5 protein-coding genes and 1 tRNA gene are annotated in these 4,765 nt (G+C 66.0%); 2 read left to right on the forward strand and 4 right to left on the reverse strand.

Annotated elements, in window-relative coordinates; genetic code table 11:
* The first annotated feature begins 102 nt into the window (after nt 1-102).
* Together A9X05_RS20005 and A9X05_RS20010 are read left to right on the forward strand one after the other, a co-directional pair.
* Nucleotides 103-927 (forward strand): LLM class F420-dependent oxidoreductase, encoded by an 825-nt coding sequence (locus tag A9X05_RS20005; protein ID WP_082954798.1) that lies wholly within the window; start codon nt 103-105, stop codon nt 925-927.
* A 40-nt stretch (nt 928-967) separates the two neighbouring features.
* Nucleotides 968-1,040, forward strand: a tRNA-Arg gene (locus A9X05_RS20010).
* Nucleotides 1,041-1,242: 202 nt separating this feature from the next.
* On the opposite strand, the gene A9X05_RS20015 is transcribed toward A9X05_RS20010, so the two are convergent.
* Genes A9X05_RS20015 through A9X05_RS20030 form a run of 4 tightly spaced genes read right to left on the reverse strand, consistent with a single transcriptional unit; the run spans nt 1,243 to nt 4,583 of the window.
* Nucleotides 1,243-2,115, reverse strand: a complete 873-nt coding sequence (locus A9X05_RS20015) for an NAD(P)-dependent oxidoreductase (protein WP_067760400.1) — start codon at nt 2,113-2,115, stop codon at nt 1,243-1,245.
* A 46-nt stretch (nt 2,116-2,161) separates the two neighbouring features.
* Nucleotides 2,162-3,337 (reverse strand): thiolase family protein, encoded by a 1,176-nt coding sequence (locus tag A9X05_RS20020; protein ID WP_067760402.1) that lies wholly within the window; start codon nt 3,335-3,337, stop codon nt 2,162-2,164.
* The gene (locus A9X05_RS20025; protein WP_067783651.1) at nt 3,334-3,762 is read right to left on the reverse strand and encodes a Zn-ribbon domain-containing OB-fold protein; all 429 of its coding nucleotides are present in this window, start codon (nt 3,760-3,762) and stop codon (nt 3,334-3,336) included. The genes A9X05_RS20020 and A9X05_RS20025 overlap by 4 nt, the downstream gene beginning before the upstream one ends.
* A gap of 23 nt (nt 3,763-3,785) precedes the next feature.
* Nucleotides 3,786-4,583: an SDR family NAD(P)-dependent oxidoreductase gene (locus A9X05_RS20030; protein ID WP_067277377.1), complete on the reverse strand. Its 798-nt coding sequence runs from the start codon at nt 4,581-4,583 to the stop codon at nt 3,786-3,788.
* Between the last annotated feature and the right edge of the window lie 182 nt (nt 4,584-4,765).

A 4,765-nucleotide genomic window follows, 5' to 3' on the forward strand; every position in this document is an offset into this window, starting at 1 on the left:
GTTGCCCGGCGGTGACGGGCTGTCACCGGTGACCAGCGCCCTGGTGCAGGGCCTGGCGGAAGCGGCTCGTAGCTGGTAATTGTCCTCATCTGTTGAATGGAGTTGTTGGTGGCCAAGGATTTTCGTTTCGGAATGAGCATGCGCTTCATCAAATCGCGCGAGGCATTCGTCGAGAAGGTGAAGCGTGCCGAAGATGTCGGATTCGACATTCTCTGTGTGCCGGACCATTTGGGGGCGGCCTCCCCGATCGCCGCGCTGACCGCGGCCGCCATGGTCACCACGCGACTCAAGCTCAGCATGTATGTGCTCAACGCCGCCTTCTACAAGCCGGCCCTGCTCAGCCGGGACCTCGGCGACGTGGACAAGCTGAGCGACGGCCGTCTCGAGATCGGGCTTGGAACCGGTTACGTGCGAGAGGAATTCGAGGCGGCCGAGCTGCCGTATCCCAGCGCAGGCGCGCGGGTCGACTACCTGAAACACATGACGAACTATCTCGAAGAGCATCACCCGAAGACGCCGATCCTCATCGCCGGCAATGGCGACCGGGTGTTGACCATCGCCGCCCAGCACGCCCACATCATCGGGCTGACCGGTTCGCGGGTGAAGGAGGCCGACGATCCGCTGACCGAACGTATCGAGTTCGTCCGCAGCGCCGCCGGCGACCGATTCGACTCGCTGGAGTTGAACCTGGCGATCACCGCTCTGCCGGCCGAAGGTGAGACCATGCCTGACCTGAGGATGACCCGCCAATATGCCCCGGAGCTGTCCGACGAGGAGCTGCTCGAGCAGACCTCGGTGCTGAGTGGGACGCCGCGCGAGATGGCCGACCGGCTGAACTTCTACCGCGAGAAGTACGGGGTCACGTCCGTCACAGTGCAGGACAACCACATCAAGAACTTCGCGAACGTCATCGCGGAGCTGCGCTGAGCCCGTCGGTGCGCAAGCGGCCGGTAAGCTCAGGCGGTCCGCCCTCGTAGCTCAGGGGATAGAGCACGGCTCTCCTAAAGCCGGTGTCGCAGGTTCGAATCCTGCCGGGGGCACTCAAGGCCTGCTATGACCTCGGCTGATGTGTGACATTTCGTCTTCGGCTGATGGGTGACAGTGTTTCGGTTGATGCGTGACACCTACTTCGGTTGATCCGTGACACTCCCTGGATGAGGGAGTTGAGCGTGGCCGAGCAGAGGTATCAGGCCGTGATGGATCGGTGGATAGGTCGCGTCGACCAGCCTCGCCAAGTCTTGATCACTGAGACTCGGTCGCAGCGGCGTGGGGCACGCCGAGCCCTTCGGCGAGATCCCGCAGAGCGATCTGCGCCAGCGGCAGGTCGACGCCCACCTCGCCGCCGAGGCCGAGCGCCAGGCTGAGATCCTTTTCTCCCAATTCCCGGGTGTGCAGGAAGGGCTGGTAGAGGAAGTGATCCGGGGCCAGCGGCCTGCTCATGTCGTCGCGGAACATCATCGCTCCGGTGCCGCCGCTGTGTGCGTCAGTGTGGCGCACGACCCGGCTGAACGCTTGCACATCAAGACCCGCCAACTCAGCGAGCTTCATCGCTTCGCAGGCGGCCGCAAAAGAGGTGAAAGTCAGCATGTTGCGCGCCAGCTTCATCCGGGTCCCCGAGCCGGGTGCTCCCGCGTGAACCACCATCGACGCCCACTGCTTGAAGGCCGGCTTGACGCGCTCGTAGACGTCCCGTTCGGCACCCACCATGACAGCCAGGTCACCCGTCTTCACCGCTTCCACGCCGCCGCTGACCGGTGCATCGATGACGTGAATGCCGGTCGGCTCCAGTTCGGCCGCGAGTTCGACTGCGGTTCTGTGGTCTATCGTCGAGTGGATCGCGATGACGGTGCCGCGCTTGGCTCGCGGGGCGAGCCGTGCCACCACGTCGCGCACTTGCTCGTCGTTCAGCACCATGACACTGATGATGTCCGCGGCCGCCACATCATCCACGGTGCCGGCGACCTGCACTCCCGCGTCGGCGAATGACGTTGTCGCATCCGGCCTTACGTCGAAAACGATCAACCCGCCCGGCCAGCCGACCAGCCGCTTGGCCATGGGCGCACCAAGATTGCCCAGCCCGATGAAGCCCAACTTCGGCGCCTGATCTTCGGCCATCAACTGCCTCCTCGGAGTCGCATGATCATTGTGCACGACGGCATGCTCAGGCCCGCCGCAGCAGCATCGCGGTGGTGCCGCTGTTGGCCGCCCCGACACCGACCGCGGCCAGCTTCGCGCCGTCGACCTGTCGCGCGGCCGCCTCGCCACGGATCTGCAGGCACGCTTCATGCAGATGCCCGAAGCCGTGCAGACGTCCTCCGGATAGCTGCCCTCCGGCAGTGTTGATGGGTAATTGTCCGCCCAGCGAGATGCGCCCCGGATCGGCGACCCACGCGCCGGATTCGCCGACCGGGCAGAAGCCGAAGTCCTCCAGCCAGCAGAGCACAAAGACACTGAACCCGTCATACAACGAGGCCACGTCGACGTCGGCGATGGTGAAGTCGGTGCGATCCCAGATCGTGGACCAGCGCGAACTGATGCGGGTGATGTCTTCACCTCCCTCCCAGGTGAACCGGTCGTGGTGGGCGCAGTCGAGGGCCTCGACCGCCACCCCCGGGTGGTCCAGCCCCGCGACGTGCTCGGCACGCGAAACGACGAATGCGGTCGCCCCGTCGCAGGCGATGTCACAGTCCAACATGCACAACGGGTCGGAAACCATGCGCGCGCCCAGATAGGCGTCCAGGTCGAGTGGGTCGCGATAGATCGCCGTGGGGTTGCGGGCGGCGTGGGCCCGTTGCGCGATGGCTATCGACGCGAGTTGCTCCCGAGTCAGGCCGTACCGCAGCATTCGCGCGCGAATCTGCAGCGCCGCCAGGTTGGCCGCCGTCGCACCAAATGGCATCTGCCAGCCCAGCATCCCGGCGGGGCGGCCGCCGCCAGACCCGTACCCCTTGCGCCGGCCGGCGCCCTGAGCCGTGCCCTCCCAGATGCTGCGCCAACACAGGACGTGGTCGGCAAGCCCGCCCGCGACAGCGAGCATTGCGTCCACCACGGCGCCCAGCTGCCCGGGGGATTCCACTCCCCCGGCGACCCAGTTCGGCTGGATTCCCAGCGCGTCGTGGATGTCCCGCAACGACGCCCCCGAGAACCCGACGCCCGGTTGCGACGACCCGGGATATGTTGTGAGCCCGTCGATGTCGGCCAACGACAGACCCGCGTCGGCAACCGCGGCCAGACACGCTTCGGCGGTCAGCTCCAGCGGATCCCGCCCCAGCCGGCGGCCGATTGCCGACTGACCGATACCGCTGATGACCGCCCGATCGGTCACCCCGTTATTCACCAGCGCTCCGGCTCGAACAATGGAATGAACACCTCGTCTTCACCGTCTAGGCATCGATCGAACGTGACGCGAACGGGCATGTTCGCGGTGACCTCGGCGGGATGAACGTTCACCAGGTTGGTCAGCAGGCGTGCCCTCCTGTCCTCGACCGGAGTGACGAATGCGATCAGATAGGGCGGCGCGAACCCCGGGAACCACTGATGGCGATTCACCGTCCAGGACTCGACGAACCCGCGGCCGCTGAGGTCGACATACTCGGTCGCCGCGTGGTCGGCAGGGCACAGCAGCGCGGGCGGGTGACACAGCCGCCCGCAGTCGGTGCAGCGTTGCATGCGCAGCACTCCGTCGGCGCCGGCGGTCCAGAAGGGCCGACTTAGAGCCGTCAGCGCCGGAACCGGCCGGGAAGTGTCTGGTATGTGAGTCATGGGGTATATAGGCGATTCGACTGCTAGCCAAACACTCCCGGCGATTGCGAGTAGTCCACCGTCGACAGTTCGGTCATGCCCCCATCGACGTGGAGCACCGTGCCGGTCACGAACGCCGCGTCGTCCCCGGCGAGGAAGGCCACGGCGGGCGCGATCTCCACGGGGCTGGCGCCGCGCTTCATCGGCGAAGCCGCGGCCGTCCGCGTGTAGTTGTCCCATTCGGTGCCGATCAGTTTCTCCTGGGCCTCCGTAAGGGCGAACGGGCACACTGCGTTGACGCGGATGCGGTGGCGAGCCCACTCGTTGGCGGCCACCTTGGTCAGCGCCGCCACCGCGCCCTTGGCCGCCGAGTACGGAGCGGTGTAGGCGATGCCGGCGAGGGCGGAGCCCGACACGAAGTTGATCACCGACGCCCGCCCCGACTCGCGCAGGAACGGAAAGCAGAGCTGCATGAACCGGAACGTAGCCTTGGGCCCCGTGGCCTCGGAAAGCTCCCAATCCTTATCGGTGACCAATTCCAGCGCCTTCGGCATCGCGAAGAACTGCGCCGCGTTGACCAAGACGTCGATGCGGCCGCCCCCGGTTTCCGCCGCCTCCTGAACGGCGGCTTCAATCGCATCGCGGTGGGCGACGTTGGCCCTGATGAAGGAGGCCCGCCCGGAATTGCCCCGAATTCGCTCGACGCGCTCAAGGCCCTTCTCCCCGTTGAGATCGACGATCGAAACGTGAGCGCCCAGGCTGGCCAACTCCTCGGCGATGGCCCCGCCCAACCCCTGAGCCCCGCCGGTAACCAGCGCGTATCTGTCCTCGAGACGAGACAAGACCACTCCTTGCTGCGATGTAACAATGGAACATTAAGCGTTCAATTATCCAATGATTGCAGATCGCCGCGGCGGTGCCTAGTACACCCGCCTCGACCCCCGCGTGCGAACGATCCGGGGGTGCGGCCGTCTTCGCAGGGCCGGTGCGGCTCCCGGGCGCAAAGCCGCACGTCGCGTAGCAT

This window comes from Mycobacterium sp. E3298 (assembly GCF_001666895.1).
Taxonomy (GTDB): domain Bacteria; phylum Actinomycetota; class Actinomycetes; order Mycobacteriales; family Mycobacteriaceae; genus Mycobacterium.

What these genes read in the sequence shown, in the direction of transcription:
- A9X05_RS20025 (WP_067783651.1), bottom strand. Translation starts at nt 3,762, where the DNA reads ATGACTCACATACCAGACACTTCCCGGCCGGTTCCGGCGCTGACGGCT.
- A9X05_RS20015 (WP_067760400.1), bottom strand. Translation starts at nt 2,115, where the DNA reads ATGGCCGAAGATCAGGCGCCGAAGTTGGGCTTCATCGGGCTGGGCAAT.